The following is an 18637-nucleotide window of genomic DNA, read 5'->3' on the forward strand; positions in this document are numbered from 1 at the left end:
TCTCGGTGAGTGATCAGTCAAGGCAGGATCTCGACGTACCCGTCGGTTCCGTGCACGCGGATCCGCTGTCCGTCCCGGATCAGACGGGTGGCCTGCTCCACGCCCACCACGGCCGGCAGGCCGTACTCCCGGGCGATCACCGCGCCGTGGGTCATCAGGCCGCCCACCTCCGTCACCAGGCCCGCGATGGCGACGAACAGCGGCGTCCAGCTGGGGTCCGTGTACGCCGTGACCAGGATGTCGCCCGCCTCGAGGTCGGCCTCCGCCAGGTCCAGGACGACGCGGGCCCTCCCCTCGACGGTCCCGGCGGAGACCGCCAAACCGGTCAGGGCACCGGCCGGCACGTCGTCGCGGCGGTACGCCCCGGCGACGGTCTCGCCGTCCGACGTGAGGACCCGGGGCGGCGTGAGCGCCCGGTACGACCGGAACGCTTCCTTACGCTGGCGGATGAGCCGGTCGTCCACCTGGTTCGTGCGCACGACGTCGTGGAACTCGTGGAACGTGAGGAAGAAGACGTCCTCCCTCTCGGGGAGCACGTGGGCGCGCACGAGGCGCTCGGCCTCTTTCAGCAGGGCCTGCTTGTAGACGAAGTAGCGGGTCACGATGCCGTACTTCGGGTACTCCCGGTACCCGATGAAGGTCCGGACCCGGTCGATCATCCGCTCGACCTCGTTGGCCTTGTGCTCCCCGTCCGGCAGCGCCCGCAGGCGAGCGAGCACCTCCTGCGCCTTCTGCTCCGCCTTCTGCCGTCCCTGCGCGAATCGCCGCCTGGCGGCGCCCGGCTCGAAGTTCCGGACGTTGTCCAGGATCACGGGCACGAGCGTGGTGGGGCGCTCGCGCCAACGCGGCCGGGTGATGTCGATCTCGCCGACGCAGCGCATGCCGTACCGGTCGAGGTAATCCTCGATGGCGTCGCGCGCTTCGACCCCACCCGCGAGCCTCGGCAGTTCGTCCAGAAAGCCCTCGTCCTCGACGTCGTGCAGGAACGCCACCACGTCCGGATGCGGACGAATCACGTCGGCGACGTCGAGGAGCGCCAGCCCCATCTCCGACGTGACGTTGCCCGGGGCGGACAGCGTGAGGGTGTCGGCCGCGTTCTTCTCGCCCAGCCACTCCCGCAGCTTGTCGTTGAGCCACCAGGTGGCCTCCATCCCCGCCATGATCGCCTGCATGCTCAGGGGATCACTGAGCACCCGCCGGTGTTCCTCGAACGCTTCCAGCAGGAAGTCGAACAGCGCCGGTCCGTGCTTCGCCCGGACGTCGCGCCGCAGGGCGGCGACGGATGCCCGGGTGCGCTCGACCAGCTCCGTGACGATGGCCGGATCGGTTTCGATCGGGGCGGGTACGCCACCGGTCGGTGGCCCGCCGGGCCCCTCGTCCGGGAACGACGGGACGAAGTCACCACGGTCGAGGACGGTCTCCAGCGCGTCCCTGAGCAGGGGATCGGATCTCCCCATAGCCTCCAGAAGGCCGGCGCGGCTCGTCGGCGAGGCCAGGCGCCGGGTGACGTCGACGAACAGCCGCCCGCCGGCCTCGTGCATCGGCGCCAGGGCCGTCAGCCGCCACACCGAGAGCCCCAACGGCTTCATCGGATCGGTCATCATCTGCTGGTGACCGACGGAGACGTAGACGTGGTTCTCCCGGTCGCCGACCGCCGGGACGGGGAACAGCGTCGTGATCGGCCGGCTCTGGACGATCTGGAAGTCATCGTCGACCAGGCACCATTCGATGTCCTGGGGACAGCCGAAGTGCGCTTCGATCCGCCGGCCACGTTGCGCGAGCCGCACGACCTGCGCATCCGTCAACGCCGGCTGCTCCTGTCGCGCCGGCTCGATCGCCTGTTCCTGTGTTCCGCCTGCCGGCCGGGCGTGGATGGCCCGCTGCTTGGTGGCGACCGCCTTGGCCACCACCTCGCCGTCGCGCACCGTGAACACGTCCGCGTTCACCAGGCCGGAAACCAGGGCCTCACCGAGGCCGAAGCCGGCCTCCACCGAGGCGACCTTCCGGTCGCCCGTGACGGGGTCGGCCGTGAACAGGATGCCGGCCGCATCCGGGAACACCATCTGCTGCACGACCACGGCCATGTGGACCGTACGGTGGTCGATCCCGTGGTGTTGGCGGTAGACCACGGCCCGCTCGGTGAACAGCGAGGCCCAGCACCGGTTGACGTGTTGGAGGATCGCGGCCGGCCCCACGACGTTCAGGTAGGTGTCCTGCTGGCCCGCGAAAGAGGCCGTCGGCATGTCCTCTGCTGTCGCGCTCGATCGGACGGCGTAGGCGGCCTGCTCGCCGATCTGGGCCAGAGCGCGGGTGATCGTCGCCGCGAGATCGTCGGGAATGGTGATTCCTTCGACGGTCCGGCGAATGTCCGCGCTGAGCGTGCGGACCGCCTTCCGATCACCCGGACTCAGGCGCGAGAGCTGATCGATCCGTTCGTCGATCGTCGGCGTTTCCGCCATGATTCGCCGGAAGGCGTCCGTCGTCACGCAAAAACCGGCCGGTACGCGGATGCCGTCGATCCGCGACAACGCCCCCAGGTGCGCGCCCTTGCCGCCGACGACCGCGACCTTCGTCTCGTCGATCTCTTGCAGACCCAGCACGTACTGCCCGGTCACGGCGACACCGCCACGGTAGCCGCGCGCCGGCGCACTGCACCAGACCGCCGAACCACCGGCGTCCCAGGCTCCGTCGAACCTCTCGTCGGGCACGTCCTCATCGCTCGTTCCCTTCCCTCTGCCGAGTCCGCCGGTGCCTTCGGCCAGTCGGACGGCGCGCACACCCGCACCGTCGCGCCAATCGCCCACCACTGCACGCCGATCCCACCAGCGGTTCGACGTCGCCGCGTCCCCCGTACGTGGACAGCCACACGCGCACGCAGCGCCCCCGATTCCTCCGCCGGGACTCGGTCCGGCGACGATTCTGTGGCAGGACCCCGGCCTTGCCGCAAGCCCCCCGGTGCGATATACATTAAGAGTGGCAGGGAGTTTCACTTCCCTGCCTTTCTCTTTGCCGCGCGAAAACTGCAGGGCGGGCAGGGCGCGAATGGGTTCGCCACGACGCCAGGCTGAACTCGGAAGTGCCGCTACCGGCGGTGAGGCAGCACCCGCCAGCCCGGCGACCGCCGTACGCCAGGCCCGGGAGCGCGGGCCGATCCGGGGCCCGGTCGTCCGGGACGCCAGCGGTACGACACGCGGCGATGGTGTCCCGGCTCACCGCGGTTTCCCGCGCCGGATCACCGGAGCGGGCCGGTACCCTTGATCGCGTACAGACTGTACCCATATGTCCGCCATCCGAGGGGTGACCATGCCCGATCACGCGTCCGACCGCATCGACCTCGCCCGCCTGCGCGACGTGCTCGACGGACCGTGGGCCGAGGTGCGCAGGGCGCACCGGGATCACCTCGACGAGCGCTTCCTCCCGGTGTACGGCGAAACCGGTGACCAGGCCCGTGAGCGGATCACGCGGCTGCTCACCGAACTCCCCGTCGAGCTGGGTATCGCCTCGGCCTTCCCCGTCGAGTACGGCGGCAGATCCGACGTCGGCGGCACGATCGTCGCCAGCGAGATGCTGGCGCAGGTCGACCTGTCGCTGATGGTCAAGGCCGGCGTGCAGTGGGGCCTGTTCGGCGGCGCGGTCGCCGCCCTCGGCACCCGGCGGCACCACGACGCCTACCTGCGGGAGATCGTCTCGGGCGAGATCCTCGGCTGCTTCGCGATGACCGAGACCGGCCACGGCTCCGACGTCCAGCAGCTACGTACCACCTGCACTTACGACCCGCAGACGCAGACCTTCGATCTGCACACCCCGCACGAGGCGGCCCGGAAGGACTACATCGGCAACGCGGCCCGGGACGGGCGGATGGCGGTGGTCTTCGCGCAGCTGATCACCAACGGGCGACGGCACGGCGTACACGCGTGGCTGGTCCCGATCCGCGACGCGCACGGCAACCCGCTGCCCGGCGTGACGATCGGCGACGCCGGGCCCAAGGCCGGCCTGCTCGGTGTCGACAACGGACGGCTCAGCTTCGACCACGTGCGGGTGCCGCGGGACATGCTGCTGGACCGGTACGGTCAGGTCACCGAGGACGGGACGTACTCCAGCCCGATCGAGAACGACTCCCGGCGCTTCTTCACCATGCTCGGCACCCTGGTCCGCGGCCGGGTGAGCGTGGGCGGCGCCGCGTCCGCGGCCACCAAGTCGGCGCTGACCATCGCGGTGCGCTACGGCGACATCCGCCGCCAGTTCGGCACGCCCGACGCGGACCGGGAGGTGCTGCTCAACGACTACCTGGCCCACCAACGCAAGCTGCTGCCCGCCCTGGCCACGACGTATGCGCTGCACTTCGCCCAGGGCGAGCTGGTCGCCGCGCTCAGCGAGGCCCCGGGCGGCGACGCGCAGGTCGCCGAGCACCGGCAACGGGAGTTGGAGTCCCGGGCCGCCGGCCTCAAGGCCGCGCAGACCTGGCACGCCACGCGCACCATCCAGATGTGCCGCGAGGCATGCGGCGGTGCCGGCTACCTGGCCGAGAACCGGCTACCCAGCCTGAAGGCCGACACCGACGTCTTCACCACGTTCGAGGGCGACAACACGGTGCTGCTGCAGATGGTCGCCAAGGGGCTGCTCACCGGCTACCGGGACGCGTTCGGCTCGCTGGACGGCTGGGGGCGCGCCTCCTTCGTCGCCGAACAGGTCCGCGAGATGGTGCTGGAGCGTACCGCCGCGCGGTCGCTCATCGAGCAGTTGATCAGCGCCGTGCCCGGCCGCGACGAGGAGGTCGCCGTTACCGACCGCGGCTGGCAGCTCAGAGTCTTCGAGGACCGCGAGCGGCACCTCCTCGACGGCGCGGTCCGCCGCCTCCGCAACGGCGCGACCACGAAGAAGGACCGTCCCTTCGACATCTTCAACGACGTGCAGGACCATGTCCTCGCCGTGGCCGCCGCGCACATCGACCGGGTCACCCTGGAGGCGTTCGTCGCCGGCATCGAGGACACGGCGGACCCGGCGGTCCGGGCGCTGCTCTCCCGGGTCTGTGACCTCTACGCGCTCAGCGTCATCGAGACCCACAAAGGATGGTTCCTCGAGCACGGCCGTCTCACGCCGGCTCGGGCCAAGGCGATCACCGGCGTCGTGAACGGCCTGCTCAAGGAGCTGCGCCCGCAGATGCGCACGCTCGTGGACGGGTTCGCCATCCCGGACACGTGGCTGCACTGCGCCGTCCTGCGCGAGGAGCCCCGCCGGCAGGAGATCATGGCCGCCCAGGACGCCGCCGGCGATCCGCCACCGAGCAGTCGCGCGACCGCGATGTCGTCGACCTGAGGCCGGAGCAGGTCCGCGCGTCCCGCGCCGAAGAATAGTAAAGTTTATATACAGAACATGTTACAGTCACTCCCATCGATGTGCGGCCTGCTGTCGGCCCGCCGCATCCAGGAAGGAGTGACCACATGTCTAGACTGCGCGCCCTGGTCGCGCTCGCGGCGCTGGTCGTCGCCGGTGGGCTCGTGGCGATCATCCCGTCGACCCCTGCGTCAGCAGCCGCCTGCGCCGCGTCGTGGCAGTCGTCGGCCGTCTACTGGCAGGGCGACCAGGTCTCCCACAACCGGCGCAACTATCGGGCGCAGTGGTGGACCCAGAACGAGGCGCCGCCCGGCACCACCGGCGTCTGGCAGGACCTCGGCGCCTGCGACGGCGGCACCACGCCGCCACCGGGCGGGACCTGCAACCACCCGAACTGGGTCGCCGGGACCTGGTACGTCGCCGGCAGCATCGTGCGGTACACCAACGGCCAGTACTACATCGCCGAGCACGACAATCCCGGCTACGACCCCGTCATCAGCACCTGGTACTGGGAGCCGTACACCTGTAGCGGCCAGCCGCCCACCACCCCGCCCCCCAACCCCGGCGGCTTCGTGGTCACCGAGGCGCAGTTCAACCAGATGTTCCCGAGCCGGAACTCCTTCTACACGTACTCCGGCCTCGTCGCCGCCCTCAGCGCCTACCCGGCGTTCACCAGGACCGGCAGCGCCACGGTCCAGCGGCAGGAGGCGGCGGCCTTCCTGGCGAACGTGCACCACGAGACCGGCGGACTCGTCCACATCGTGGAGCAGAACACCGGGAACTACCCGCACTACTGCGACGCCGGCCAACCCTACGGCTGCCCCGCCGGGCAGGCCGCCTACTACGGGCGCGGGCCGATCCAGCTGAGCTGGAACTTCAACTACAACGCCGCCGGCAACGCCCTCGGGCTGCCTCTGCTGACCAACCCCTGGCTGGTGCAGAACGACGCCGCGGTGGCCTGGAAGACCGCCATCTGGTACTGGATGACCCAGAACGGGCCCGGCACCATGACCGCCCACAACGCGATGGTCACCGGCGCCGGGTTCGGCGAGACCATCCGCAGCATCAACGGCTCGATCGAGTGCAACGGCGGGAACCCCGGTCAGGTGCAGAGCCGCGTCACCAAGTACCAGCAGTTCGTCGGCGTGCTCGGCGTACCGGCCGGCGCCAACCTGTACTGCTGATCCACCGCGGGCCTCGTCGCCCCTCGCTCGTTTCCCCGGGCGACGAGGCCCAGCCGCGCGGTACGCAGCGGCGTCGACCGGCTGGGACGTGCCCCTACCTCACCTGCGCGGCAACCGACTCGCCGACTGACCGACGCGGGGAGCCCGCCCGGCTCGCAGGTCGCGGACCCCGGGTCGCCGCCCGGGTGCGGCGCACCGATCGGGCCGGATCGAGAACCAGCGATACGGACGATGTCGCCCGGCCCCGCGGACCAGCACAATCCGCGAATGGACTCCTGGTTGACGACGGTCGGGTTGCCGGTCGCGCTCGGCATCGTCATGCTCGGCCTCGGGTTGGGCCTCACCGTCGGTGACTTCCGGCGGGTGGCGGAGTATCCGAGGCTGGTGCTGATCGCCCTCGGCTGCCAGGTGCTGCTGCTGCCGGCGCTCTGCTTCGGTCTGGTCCTGCTCTTCGGGCTCCGGCCCGAGCTGGCCGTCGGCATGATGCTGCTCGCGGCCTCGCCCGGCGGGACCACGGCCAACCTCTACAGCCACCTCTTCGGCGGCCACGTCGCCGTCAACGTCACGCTCACCGCGGTCAACTCGGTGCTTGCCGTGGTCACCCTGCCCGTGGTGGTGAACCTCTCGGCGGACCACTTCCTCGGTGACGCGGCACCGATCGGGCTCCAGTTCGACAAGGTGCTCCAGGTCTTCGCGATCGTGCTGGTGCCGGTCGCCGTCGGGATGGCCCTACGGTCGCGGTTCCCCCGGACCGCCGACCGACTCGGCCGGCCGGTGAAGATCCTCTCGGTGGTCGTGCTGGTCGCGGTGATCCTCGGGGCGGTGCTCAAGGAACGGGCCAACCTCGCCGACTACTTCCTCGCGGTCGGCGCGGTGGTGCTGGCCTTCAACGTGGTCAGCCTGCTGATCGGGTACGGCGTGCCGAGGCTGGCCGGCGTCGGGCGGCGCGAGTCGATCGCCGCCGGCATGGAGATCGGCATTCACAACAGCACGTTGGCCATCACCATCGCGATCAGCCCGGCACTGCTGGACAGTACCGAGATCGCGATCCCGGCCGCCGTCTACGGCATCGTCATGTTCTTCACCGCCGCTGTCTTCGGCTACTGGGTCAGCCGGCGACGCGCCCCGGTCGAGCCCGGTCGGGGCCGGACCGCGTGAGCCGGGCGTGGGCGCGGCAGGCGTGCAGGATGTCGGGGCGGAGCAGGTAGCCGAAACCGGCGTTGTCCAGGCGTAGCGTGATTCCTCGACGATCGGTGCCGAGGGCGGTGGCGGTGGCGTCGAGGTCCCAGCCGTGCGCGGCGAGGTGGGACAGCAGGTGCCCACGGCGGCTCTGGGCGGCCGACAGCCGGAACGTCTTGAGGTAGGCGAGCCGGCCGGCGTCGTCGGTGATCATCTCGCCGATGTGGTTCTCGGTGCCGAGGTCGAGGGCGGGCAGGAAGCGGGACAGGGTGAAGCGCCCCATCCGGTACACCGGCGTGACCGTGCGGCGCTCTGCCGCGAGGAGCCCGCCGGCCATGACGGTGTGGAAGGCCGCCCAGTCGGCGCGGGCCCGCGCGAGCTGTGCGCGCAGATCGGCGACGCTGGCGACGGCGGTGTCGTCGAGGCGGGCGGTGAAGGCGGGCACTGCCGGGTACAGGTGGGCGTACTGGAAGATCAGCTCACCGTAGAAGTCCTGGAGCAGGGTCGGGTGCAGGGCGCGGTAGTCGTCGGGGTGGCTGACGACGAATGCCGCAGCGAGGGTGTCGGCGACGTAGAGCACCATGCCGCACTGGTCAGGGTGGATTTCGAAGACGCGCAGCGCATCGTCGAGGCCGGGAATGGCGGTGCCGGTGTAGCTGGCCTCGACGCGCGGGGACAGGCCGCGGGTGACGGCGTGGCGGGTCCATTCCTGCCAGGCGATGACCGGCCCGCCGAACTGTAGGGCGAGGTAACCCTCCATCGCCAGGTGCAGCGGCAGGAAACGGAGCCGCTGCCTGCCGTCACGGCGGGCCATCCGTCGCCGGAACGCCAACCGGATACCGGTGGGGGCGCCGGACGCGGCGGGGTCGCGGAGCTGGGTGCCGTAGGCAGCGGCAGGGGTGTCGTCGGTGGTCCAGCTCGCCACGTACGCGTGGGGCACGTAGGAGACGTACGCGCTGCGCGGCCCTGTATGGACGATCGACAGTTCGTCGGGTTCGTAGAGGCGGGCGTGCAGGCGCAGATCCGTGATGGGAACGCTCCGCAGCAGCGGCACCAGGCGGACCGCGCCCCACGTCTGGCCGGGGGCGACGGTCAGCCCGGCCAGATCGATCCGGTGCACGGGTGCGGTGGGGGTCACGGTGAGTCCTGCCCGCCGGAGTCGTGGGTGAGGAACCGGTCCACCCGGTCGGCGAGGTGGCGGCGCAGTTCGTCGAAGCCGGCGCCGCCGGTGGCGAAGCGGGCCAACTCGACGAGGGCCGCGACGTCCTCGGCGTCACGCACGCCGACGGTGGCCACACCGGGGCCGAGCCGCCGTACGTCGAAGGTGTCGGCGTCGTAGACCGGGTTGAGGTGCACGATGCTCGTGTGCTGGTGGGGGTCCAGCCGGGTACGCCACACCCGCAGCACCTCGGCGGCCTGTCCGGGCGGGGCGTTGTCCCAGCCGTCGGAGACGATGACGAGCCGCTCGGGTCGCTGTTCCAGGCCGTCGAGGATGCGCTCACCGAGCCCGGTCGCGCCGACGGGGTGCACCAGCAGCGGGTCGCCGCGGTGGGCCAGCCACAGCCCGGTGTACTCGGCGGCGAGCGCCTCCAGCAGGTAGTGCGTGGCGAGGGCGACGGCGAGGGGCCGGCGGCGTTTCACCCCGGAACCGGAGGCGGAGTAGCTGTCGTCGAGGACCGCCACGACCCGGCCCCAGGTGCCCGCCTGTCGACGCGTGGCGCGCCGGGCGGCCGCCCGCAGCGCGCCGGTCAACTCCTCGCGGCGCCGTTGCCGCTCCGGCCGGGACAGCGACAGCGCGTAGACGGCGAGGCGGGTCAGTGGCGCGGTGGCGAGGTCCAGGGCGACCGCGCCGACGTCGTGCCGGGTGGCGGCCGACTGTAGCCGCAGCCGTTCGCCGTCGGTGAGCTTCGGCGCGATGCCCTTCAGGAAGTGTGCCCGGTCGATGCCGTACCGGGCGGCGAGCCCCTCGGCGACCGTGTAGGGCAGCTCGTACAGCGCGCGCTGGTCGTAGTGGGCACGCCGCCACGCCTCCAGGATCGGCGTCTGGTACCGCTTGGGGCGACGCCAGTCGAACAGCGCGGTACCCACCTCGCCGGGCAACGGCAGGTGGGCGTGGCGGGCCGCGACCGACAGCGACCGGCGGTACTTGACCGCGTCGAACGCCGGATCCGGCCGGCCGGTCACCCAGTCGCGCACGATCGCCCTGGTGCGCCGGTTGTTGATGCCCAGCCGGCGTAGGTCACGGAACACCGAGTAGACCCGTTGGGGCGGCAGTAGCCGCAGTCGCGCGGCGATCAGCCGCCCCTCCACCGCCCGCTGTTCGGGGCTCGCGGTCGACGCGGTGCGCAGCAGGTTCGTCACGACCAGCGCGGCGTTGAGATGGTTGATCTCCAGGGCCGCCGTGGCCGCGTAGAGATCCCGGTAGTTGCCCAGCACGTACTCGTGCAGGAAACCCAGCGACATCCGCTGCGCGTCCGCGCGACTGTGGAACTCGCGCTGGGCCGTGGACGCGATCGCCGCGTTGACGAACATGAGCACGTCCTCGCAGGCGACCCGCTCCGACAACGACACGACGGCGAACCAACTTCCAGGACGGACGGTAGGGGGCCGGCCGGGGAATGAAGGCACGAACTGCGAAGCAACGCTTCCAAGGCGGGTTCCGGAAGTCGCACGCAAGTCCCGCGGCCGGCCCGGCCACCATACCGTCACGATCAACACCGACGCCACGGACTATCGCCGCCCGGGAGCGGCCGCCGCACGACGACCGCGACGCACGCCAGCACGACGACCGCCAGCCCGGTGAGCGGTCCGACCGCGGTCATGGTCGGGCTTCGGATCCGGTGGTCGGGCTTCGGACCCGGCGCAGAGGTCAGAGCCACCCCGGCGGGTCGACGGGGTCTTCCGCGATCTTGAGCATCTGCGCGGCAGCGAAGAGGCTGTCGATGAAGTCGTTGGGCGGGATGATGATGTGGGCGCCAGGGAGCAGTACCTCGATCAGCGCCTCTTTTCCCAGCTCTTCGAGTATGTCCTGCGCGATGTCCAGGATTCCGGCCACAAGCGGGTGCTGGTCCTGCGTCTCGGACGGGTCGGACGCGGTGATGCCGGGGTCACTCCGGTAGTTGACGAGCGCGTCCAGCATCTCGGTGCGGTGGTGTTCTTCGGTGACCGCGAGAGCGACGATGTCGGCGATGTCCTCACGGATGTCCCGGGCGGCCTTCTGCTTCGCCGTCTCGTCGAGTTGGTCGAAGGCTTCGAGTTTTCTCCTGAGAGAGCGCCCTTCCGGACTGTTCTTCGCCAGGTCAAGTGCGGCTTGGCGGAGCGGCAGTACGTCGGGCGGAAGGTCAGCGTGGTCCAATGTCGCCCCCAGATTCACTGGTGCTGCTCATGTCACCAGTGTGCCGGTCGTCGTCCAGTCGGGACGGTGCCGGTGCTGCGGCTGCCGGGCTGGAGGAGCAGTCCGACCAGGCCAGGGCATCTCCCCCACCAGGTCCACGACCGCCGACAGGTGACGGCCCGTACCCGCGCCCCGACACCGCCGCACCGCGATCCGGTGCGGCGGCGGCGAGGCGCCGGCAGGGCCGGTTGCCGGCCGGGCGGGCTGCTAGATGAACCGCCAGAGGTGGTCGTCGGTGCCGTTGTCGTCCCAGATGACGACCTGGGCGCCCTGGGTGGTGGACGCGCCGCTGACGCCGAGGACCCGGCCACCGTTCGCGCACTGGATCCGGAAGTAGCCGCTACGTCCGTACCGCAGCCGCCACCGGTGGTCGTTGGTGCCGTTGTCGGCCCACTGGAGCACCCGGGCGCCGTTGGCCGTGCCGGCGTTCTCCACGCCGAGCACCTTGCCGCTGTGCGAGTTGCGCAGTCGCAGGTAGCCACCGCTGTCGACCACGGCGGTCCAGAGGTGGTCGGCGGTGCCGGTGTCGCCCCACTGGATCACCAGGCCGCCGTCGGCGGTGGACATGTCCTGTACCCCGAGCACGAGGCCGCTGCCGAGGTTCTGGATCCGGCGGGCGCCGGTGGGTAGGAACCGCCACTGGTTGTCCACCGTCCCGTTGTCCGGATCCTGCACCGCCTGGGCGCCCTGTGCGGTGGAGCCGTTCAGGATGGCCAGCAGCTTCCCGCTGTGCACGTTGCGGATCTTGTGTGACCCGTCCCCGGCATCGACGATGGTCCACCGGTGGTCGGCCGTGCCGTTGTCGCTCCACTGCAGGACGGGAGCGTTGTCCGCAGTGGACTCGTTCTGGATGCCGAGCACCTTGCCACTGTTGACGTTGCGGAACCGGAGGGCGGTTCCGTCGGTGATCAACTCCCACTCGTGGTCGGCGGTGCCGCTGTCGGCCCACTGCAGGGCCAGACCACCGTCGGCGGTCGACATGTTCTGGATGCCGAGCACCAGTCCACTGGCCGCGTTGGCCAGGCGGAAGCTGGCGTTCGAACCGCTGCCCCCGCCGCCGCGGTTCCAGTACACCGTGTAGTTGTGCCCGTGGGCGTCGTAGAAGGGGCCGAGGTTGACCGAGGCGCCGTTGGCGGTGGCGGTGAAGGCCAGCGAACTGGTGCTGGTCCGGCTCACCGAGCTGGTGTTCAACGAGGGGAGAGCACCGAGGGCCGTGTTGCCGTAGTTCCCCGACAGCACGACCGGGCCGTAGGCGAGCGCCACCACGTTCTGGTTGTCGTTGGCGGGCTCCACCGCGACCCGCATCGGCAGCCGTACCGTGACGGTGTCACCGGAGGTCCAGGAGCGGGTGAGCGCGGCGTACGTGCCCGGCGTGGTGGCGATGCCCTGCGCGACACCGTTGACGCTGATGGTCGCGTTGCTGGTCCAGGCGGGGATCCGGATGCGCATGGTCCAGGAGCCGCCGGCGGTGCCGGTGACGGTGAGGGTGGTGGTGTCGCTGACCGGGTAGCTCGTGGTCTGGGTGACGGTGATCCCGCGTTGCGACCAGGTGAGCACCGACGGCAGGAACAGGTTCACGGTCAGTGTGGTGCCGTTGTGGAAGTAGATGGAGTCCATCAGCTTCGTGTTCGTTTCGATCCCGGTGCCCTGGCAGCACCAGAAGGAGTTGTAGTCGGTGCTCCAGGTACCGCCGCCCCAGGCCGGTCCCACTCCCCGGCGGCCACCCGGCGTGAGCGGGGTGAAGTAGGTGACGTGTCCGTGGCTGTCGGCCGGGTTCTGCTGGCCGACGAGGTGGTTGAGCAGAGCCCGCTCGTAGTAGTCGAAGTACGCCACCCGGTTCGGGTCCAGTAGCCACAGCTCCCGGGTCAGCTTGAGCATGTTGTACGTGTTGCACGCCTCGGCCGTGTCGTTGGCGAGGTACCCGGCGATGGCGTTCGGAGCCCGGAAGTGCTCCGCCTGACTGTTGCCGCCGATCACGTAGGTGTGGGTGTCGACGGTCATGTTCCAGGCGTTGCTGGCGATGTCGCGGTAGCGGGTGGTGCCGGTGGCCTTGTACTCCCGTGCGGCACCCACCCACTTCGGGATCTGGGTGTTCGCGTGCTTCCCGTTAAGCTGGTCCTGGTTCGCGGCCAGCGGGTCGAAGATCGCGGCGTGGTCGAACCGTTGCGCGGTGGTGAGCCAGCGAGCATCGCCGGTCTGCTGGTAGAGGTCGGTCAGCACGGCGTTCATGCCGCCGAACTCGGTCCTCAGGACCGTCTGCATCTGGCTGTAGCTCAACCGGCCGGTGCGCCAGTCGACCCAGCCGGCGAGACGCAGCAGGACGTCTCGGGCCTGGGTGTTGCCGATGTACCGCCAGACGTCGAGCAGCCCGGTCAGGGTCTTGTCGATGCAGTAGTACGACACGGCGACGGGCGTGCCCGCTTCGATGGCGCTGATGTCGGACTCGGGGAAGCCGGACAGGTAACCGGTGTTGAACCCGGCGGCGCCGTTGTTCGCCTGACACTTGGCCAGCTCAGCGACCATGTAGTTGGCTTTGTCCCGGCACGTGGTGTCGCCGAGTACGGCGTAGGCGTAGGCCCAGGCGGTGAGGAGATGCCCCTGCATGTGGGTGCGGAAGGGGAAGTTCGGGGCGTCCCAGCCGCCGTTCGACGCGGCTCCGTTGGTGGAGAGTCGGTGGTTGGCCCGGAAGTTGTAGAGCATCCGGTCCACGTCGACGAAGCGCAGATAGTTGAGGGTGCGGTTCTGGTTGTCCAGCCAGCGGCTCGCGGTCAGCCGCACCTGACCCATCTCGAACGGATACGCGGACACCCCGATGTCGGGCCTGACCGGGGCGACTGCGGCAGAAGCCGCGGAGGTACCGACCACGGGACCGACCGCTGAGGCGACAGTGGCGGCACCGGCGACTTGGAGCACTTGGCGGCGGTTCATACCGGGGAAGGGCATGAGGTTCTCCATCAGGTACGGGACGGGAGCGGGTCGGGCCAGGGGCCGCACCGCTGTCGGGTAGGGCGGAAGGTGGTCACCTGCGGGTGGGGCCGGGGGGAACCGTTCGGCCGTCGGTCACGGATGGGCCGACGCTCCGGGCTCCACGGGGCGCCAGCGCGTCGGGACGGCCAGCCGCACGGACGAAGCCCCGACCCGGAGGTACATCAGGTGGTGGTGCTGTTCCGGGCCAAGGTCCCACCCGACGGGGCGAACCATGCGGGACAGAGATCGAACTTCATACGATTCGGTCGATGTTAGCGATAACATAGCGCCCTCGTCACAGGCCCGCAAGCCTCGCGTCCCACCGCCGGATGGATACCCGGCGGCGGTGAACCGCCCGACTCCGACCGTTCGACCCCGCCCGCCAGCCGGGGTCGGGACCGTAGCGACGATCACGGTGGCCATGCGCTGCGGGCATCGAGCAGGCTGCCCGCCGTCGATCGCTACGGGGTCGAGTATCTGACCGACGGGGCGGTCCCGCTCCACCGTGACCCCCGCGCCGAGCACGTCACCGCCGCGCTCACGCGATTCGACGAAGAGGTGGGCAGAGCCCAGGCGGCCCTGCCCCGGTTCGCGCTCGCCGAGGGCGACGTCCTCGTCCTTGGACGACTACCGGACCTGGCACGGTCGCGACCCCCACGCCGGCGAACGGGCCGAGGACGAGCCCGGCGACCAGACCGTCGAGCGGACAGACAGCAGCCAATCCCGTCGACGACGGGCGGGGTCTCCTCCGCCAGACACCCCTTCTGACCGGCAGGCAACGCCTGCTCCACACCGCCGGGCGGGTGGAGGTGGGCATGATCGACACTACCGTGTCATCTGCGTTCGCGGATCTCCTCGGCGGCCTGCGGGACGATCGTGAACAGATCGCCGACCACGCCGAAATCGGCCAGCTCGAAGATCGGCGCCTCGCCGTCCTTGTTCACCGCGACGATGGTCTTCGAGGTCTGCATACCGGCCCGGTGCTGAATCGCACCCGAGATACCCAGCGCCACGTACAGCTGCGGGGAGACCGTCTTGCCGGTCTGGCCCACCTGGAACTGGTGCGGGTAGTAGCCGGAGTCGACGGCGGCCCGGGACGCCCCGACCGCGCCGCCGAGCAGGTCGGCCAACTCCTCGACCAGCGTGAAGTTGTCGGCGTTACCGACCCCACGACCACCGGAGACGACAACCGACGCCTCCGTCAGCTCCGGCCGGGAACCCTTCTGCTCGGCGACCCGCTCGACCACCCTCGCCAACTTGTCACTGTCGGCCACCGTCACCGTCAGCTGCTCCACCACCGGGCTCGCCGACGCCGGAACCGGATTGACCGAGTTCGGCCGGACAGTCACCAACGGCAGACCCCGCGTCACCTTCGACGTCACGATGGTCGAACCGGCGAAGGCCACCTGCGTGGCAGTACCGTCAGCGGCCAGACCCACCACGTCGGTCAGGATCCCGTTGTCCAGCTTCACCGCGAGACGAGCCGCGATCTCCTTGCCCTCCTGCGCCGAGGCCAGCAACACCGCCGCCGGCTGGACCCGCGTCACCAACTCCGCCAGGACGGTGGCCTTCGGGGCCACCAGGTAGCCGTCGATCTCCTCGCTCTCCGCCGCGTAGATCTTCTCCGCGCCGTACTCCCCCAACTTGCCGCCCAGCGCCTCGGCCGCACCGGGACCACCCAACACCACCGCAGCCGGCGTACCCAACCCACGGGCCAGGGTCAGCATCTCGAGAGTGACCTTCTTGACGCCGAACTCCCGAGTGGCTTCGACGACGACGAGAACCTCAGACATCTACCCGACCCCTCACACGAACTTCTCGGCGGCGAGGAACTCGACCAGCTGCACGCCGCCCTCGCCCTCGTCGGTGACCTTCGCCCCACCGGAGCGCGGCGGACGCTTACTGTGCTCCAACACCGTGCTGGTCGCCCCGTCGAAACCCACCTCGGCCGCCGCGACCCCCAGATCCGCCAGGGACAACGTCTGCACCGGCTTCTTCTTCGCCGCCATGATCCCCTTGAACGACGGATACCGCGGCTCGTTGATGGTGTCCCACACGGAAACCACCGCCGGAGTCGAGGCGGTCACCACCTCGAAACCCTCCTCCGTCTGCCGCTCGACGGTCAACGACCCGCCATCCACGGTCAGCTTCCGCGCACCGGTGAGCGCCGCGACACCCAACCGCTCCGCGAGCATGTGCGGCAACACCTGAACCCGACCATCGGTCGACTCCGCCCCACACAGAACCAGATCCGCGCCGAGCGTGCCCAGAGCCGCCGCGAGAACCTTCGACGTGGCCACCGCGCACGAACCGTGCAACGCGTCGTCCACCACATGCACCGCCTTGTCCGGACCCATGGACAACGCCTTACGGATCGACTCCGTCGCCCGATCCGGACCCATCGTCAGGATCGTGACCTCACCACCGTGCGCCTCCTTGATCTTCAGCGCCTCCTCGATGGCGTACTCGTCCATCTCATTGATCACATTGTTCGCCGAACCACGGTCGACGGTGTTGTCGTCACTACGCAGATTCCGATCCGCGCCCGAATCAGGCACCTGCTTGACGAGTACGACGATGTTCATCGCGCCTCCCTCTTCGCGGCGTCGCGCATGCTCCGGGCGTCCTGGCCGCCGAGGGGATCATTGCCCACCTCGGCGTTGTGCGCGTGGGCCGCGTGGTGCAGCCCGAACACCGAGTCCATCCCCGCCCGCAGGCCCATGAGGTCCTCGGCCTGGTTGACCGCCTTCTTGGTCAGCGCGAGACCCAGCCGCGGCATCTGTGCGATCCGGGCGGCGAGCCCCATGACCTCCGCCTCCAGGTCGTCCCGGGCGACGACCCGGTTGACCATGCCGAGTTCGGCTGCGCGCGCCGCCGGCATCCGGTCGCCGGTGAAGAGGAACTCCTTGGCGAAGCGTGGACCCAGCACCCACGGGTGGGCGAAGTACTCGACCCCGGGGATCCCCATCCGCACGACCGGGTCGGCGAAGAACGCGTCGTCCGCGGCGACGACGAGATCGCACGACCAGGCGAGCATGAGGCCACCGGCGATACACGCCCCCTGCACCATGGCGATCGTCGGCTTCGGCAGCTCACGCCAGCGGCGGCACATCCCGAGGTACACCTCGGACTCGCGGGCGTACCGGCTGTCCACCCCGGCCTTTCCGACATGGTCCCACCACAGGCCGGCCCGCCGGTCGAACGACTGGTCGACGTCACGACCCGGCGTGCCGATGTCGTGACCGGCCGAGAAGTGCTTCCCCGCCCCCGCCAGGACGATGACCTTCACCTCGTCGTCGGCGGCCGCACGGTAGAACGCGTCGTCGAGGGCGTAGGTCATCGCGGAGTTCTGCGCGTTGCGGTACTCCGGCCGGTTCATCGTCACGACGGCCACCGGCCCCCGCGTCTCGTACCGGACGACCTCCACCTCCGCGTGGTGCGGGGCCGCGCCGTTGGTCTCGCTCATCTGGGTCTCCTTCTCGCCCCGGATCGGGGGTACGTCGTGCGGGTCACGGGCCGCCGGTGCGGCAGGGCCGAGTGACTACCGGGCACACGGTCAGGACGCGGGGCGCGCACCGGTCAGGCCGATACCGAGCTCCTCGAGCAGAGCCGCCCGGTGCCAGGGGGCACTGCCCCACGACGACTCCAGAGCCCACGACCGCTTGAGGAACAGCTGGAGGTCGTACTCGGTCGTGTACCCGATCGCGCCGTGGCACTGCAGAGCGGCCCGGCCCACCACGTGCGCCGCCTCGGACGCCAACGCCTTGGCCGTCGCCAGCGAGCGCAGCCGGCCCGGAGCGTCCGCGGCCAGCTCGAACCCGGCCGCCGCCACCGCCGGCGCGGCGAACTCCAGCTGCAGCAGCGCCGTGGCGAGGTGGTGCTTGACCGCCTGGAAGCTGCCGATCGGCACCCCGAACTGCTTCCTGGTGCGCACGTGCTCGACCGTGAGGTCGAGCATCCGTCGGGCCAGCCCGACGAGTTCGGCCGAGGCCGCCAGCACTCCCCGCTCCCAGGCCAGCCGCACCACCTGCGGGTCGTCCACGGTCGTCACGAGCCGCGCGTCCGCGTGCTCGGTCAGGTCCAGCCCTCCGTCGACCGACGGCACCGCCGAGGACGTCGCCTCGGACACGTCGAGGACCTCGATCCGCCCGGTGCCGCCGAAGCCGCCGCTCAGCACCAGGTCGACACCGGAACCGAACGCGACCCGCCCGGTCGCCGCAGGGTCGGCGCCGACCTGGAGAGCCCCCTCGACCAGGCTCGCCAGCAGGTCCGGGGCGCCCGCGACGAGCACCACCGGAGCGACCGCCAGGGTCGCCGTGAGCGGCAGCGGGGCAGCGGCGTACCCGATCTGCTCGAAGACCGACACGAGATGGTTCTCGTCCAGGCCCAGCCCTCCGTCGTCCTCGGACACGAGCAGCCCCGCCATGCCGAGGCCGGTCAGGCCCTCGGCCAGCGAGACGACCTGCGCCGACCCCGCTCCGGCGCGTACCGTCTCCGGCGCGCACCGGTCGGTGAGCACCTCACGGACGACCGCCTCGAGATCACGCTGCTCGTCACTCGGCGCGAATCGCACGTCCGG

At 70.3% G+C, this 18637-nt stretch carries 12 protein-coding genes; 3 read left to right on the top strand and 9 right to left on the bottom strand.

Annotated elements, in window-relative coordinates:
* Window positions 1-17: 17 nt before the first annotated feature.
* Window positions 18-2615 carry a rifamycin-inactivating phosphotransferase gene (rph, locus tag AB0F58_RS01855; protein ID WP_357136802.1) on the bottom strand — a complete coding sequence of 866 codons (2598 nt, stop codon included), beginning with the start codon at window positions 2613-2615 and terminating at the stop codon, window positions 18-20.
* A 688-nt stretch (window positions 2616-3303) separates the two neighbouring features.
* On the opposite strand from rph, the gene AB0F58_RS01860 reads away from it, so the two are divergent.
* From AB0F58_RS01860 to AB0F58_RS01870, 3 genes are all read left to right on the top strand, one after another.
* On the top strand, window positions 3304-5316 hold the full coding sequence (locus AB0F58_RS01860) for an acyl-CoA dehydrogenase (protein ID WP_357136805.1): 2013 nt from the start codon (window positions 3304-3306) through the stop codon (window positions 5314-5316).
* Between the two features lie 125 nt (window positions 5317-5441).
* Entirely contained in the window at window positions 5442-6518 is a 1077-nt protein-coding gene (locus AB0F58_RS01865; protein ID WP_357136500.1) for a glycoside hydrolase family 19 protein, read from the top strand.
* A 267-nt stretch (window positions 6519-6785) separates the two neighbouring features.
* Window positions 6786-7676 carry a bile acid:sodium symporter family protein gene (locus tag AB0F58_RS01870; protein ID WP_357136503.1) on the top strand — a complete coding sequence of 297 codons (891 nt, stop codon included), beginning with the start codon at window positions 6786-6788 and terminating at the stop codon, window positions 7674-7676.
* Here AB0F58_RS01870 and AB0F58_RS01875 read toward each other — a convergent pair.
* The 8 genes from AB0F58_RS01875 to AB0F58_RS01910 form a co-directional block, all read right to left on the bottom strand.
* Window positions 7627-8835, bottom strand: coding sequence for a hypothetical protein (locus tag AB0F58_RS01875; protein WP_357136506.1), 1209 nt, complete (start codon window positions 8833-8835; stop codon window positions 7627-7629). The genes AB0F58_RS01870 and AB0F58_RS01875 overlap by 50 nt on opposite strands.
* Window positions 8832-10268, bottom strand: a complete 1437-nt coding sequence (locus AB0F58_RS01880) for a hypothetical protein (protein ID WP_357136509.1) — start codon at window positions 10266-10268, stop codon at window positions 8832-8834. The genes AB0F58_RS01875 and AB0F58_RS01880 overlap by 4 nt, the downstream gene beginning before the upstream one ends.
* A gap of 298 nt (window positions 10269-10566) precedes the next feature.
* A complete protein-coding gene (locus tag AB0F58_RS01885; RefSeq protein ID WP_357136511.1) occupies window positions 10567-11070 on the bottom strand; it encodes a hypothetical protein in 504 nt (167 codons plus the stop codon).
* A gap of 228 nt (window positions 11071-11298) precedes the next feature.
* Entirely contained in the window at window positions 11299-14034 is a 2736-nt protein-coding gene (locus tag AB0F58_RS01890) for a beta-L-arabinofuranosidase domain-containing protein (protein ID WP_357136514.1), read from the bottom strand.
* 857 nt (window positions 14035-14891) lie between these two features.
* Window positions 14892-15851, bottom strand: coding sequence for an electron transfer flavoprotein subunit alpha/FixB family protein (locus AB0F58_RS01895; RefSeq protein ID WP_357136518.1), 960 nt, complete (start codon window positions 15849-15851; stop codon window positions 14892-14894).
* A 12-nt stretch (window positions 15852-15863) separates the two neighbouring features.
* Complete coding sequence (locus tag AB0F58_RS01900; protein ID WP_357136521.1) at window positions 15864-16643, bottom strand: electron transfer flavoprotein subunit beta/FixA family protein; 780 nt, start codon at window positions 16641-16643, stop codon at window positions 15864-15866.
* A complete protein-coding gene (locus AB0F58_RS01905) occupies window positions 16640-17524 on the bottom strand; it encodes an enoyl-CoA hydratase (RefSeq protein WP_357136522.1) in 885 nt (294 codons plus the stop codon). The genes AB0F58_RS01900 and AB0F58_RS01905 overlap by 4 nt, the downstream gene beginning before the upstream one ends.
* 90 nt (window positions 17525-17614) lie before the next feature.
* Entirely contained in the window at window positions 17615-18631 is a 1017-nt protein-coding gene (locus AB0F58_RS01910) for an acyl-CoA dehydrogenase (protein WP_357136525.1), read from the bottom strand.
* Window positions 18632-18637 lie beyond the last annotated feature (6 nt).

Origin of the sequence: Micromonospora sp. NPDC023956 (assembly GCF_040639195.1) — a bacterium.
GTDB lineage: Bacteria > Actinomycetota > Actinomycetes > Mycobacteriales > Micromonosporaceae > Micromonospora.

Coding starts and splice junctions, on each gene's coding strand:
- AB0F58_RS01860 (WP_357136805.1), top strand. CDS start 3,304: ATGCCCGATCACGCGTCCGACCGCATCGACCTCGCCCGCCTGCGCGAC.
- AB0F58_RS01865 (WP_357136500.1), top strand. CDS start 5,442: ATGTCTAGACTGCGCGCCCTGGTCGCGCTCGCGGCGCTGGTCGTCGCC.
- AB0F58_RS01870 (WP_357136503.1), top strand. CDS start 6,786: ATGGACTCCTGGTTGACGACGGTCGGGTTGCCGGTCGCGCTCGGCATC.
- AB0F58_RS01890 (WP_357136514.1), bottom strand. CDS start 14,034: ATGCCCTTCCCCGGTATGAACCGCCGCCAAGTGCTCCAAGTCGCCGGT.
- AB0F58_RS01895 (WP_357136518.1), bottom strand. CDS start 15,851: ATGTCTGAGGTTCTCGTCGTCGTCGAAGCCACTCGGGAGTTCGGCGTC.
- AB0F58_RS01900 (WP_357136521.1), bottom strand. CDS start 16,643: ATGAACATCGTCGTACTCGTCAAGCAGGTGCCTGATTCGGGCGCGGAT.
- AB0F58_RS01905 (WP_357136522.1), bottom strand. CDS start 17,524: ATGAGCGAGACCAACGGCGCGGCCCCGCACCACGCGGAGGTGGAGGTC.